The 421-nt window shown below is 67.7% G+C and carries 1 protein-coding gene; it reads left to right on the forward strand.

Features of this window, described 5'->3' with window-relative positions:
• A partial coding sequence (locus BU204_RS37515) for a matrixin family metalloprotease (protein WP_143230047.1) occupies window positions 1–421 on the forward strand: 421 nt, incomplete at both ends.

The raw sequence follows: 421 nt of genomic DNA on the forward strand, positions 1-421 counted from the left end.
GCGCTGCCCGCCATCAAGTCCGCGACCACCACCCTGTTCACCGCCCACTCCCGCTGCGGCACCGCCACCACCCAGGTCACCCAGGACATCTACGCCGGCACCAGCACCAAAACCGCCCAGGTCTCCCCCCAGGGCACCTGCACCGGCAACGACAACGTCAGCGTCACCAGCTGGGGCACCCTGCCCGCCAGCGTCCTCGCCTACACCTGCGTCTACTACCGCACCGGCTCCAAGACCGTCCTGTCCTCCGACGTGCTGATCGACAACAAGGTCCACAAGTGGTTCACCACCCAGCCCGCCGGCTGCACCAACCAGTTCGACCTCGAGTCGGTCATGGTCCACGAGCGTGGCCACACCGCCGGCCTCGAGCACGTCGCCCAGAACTCCGCCCAAACCATGACCCCCAAAACCCCCGCCTGCA

The sequence above is a fragment of the Actinophytocola xanthii genome (assembly GCF_001921205.1).
GTDB classification, from domain to species: Bacteria; Actinomycetota; Actinomycetes; order Mycobacteriales; family Pseudonocardiaceae; genus Actinophytocola; species Actinophytocola xanthii.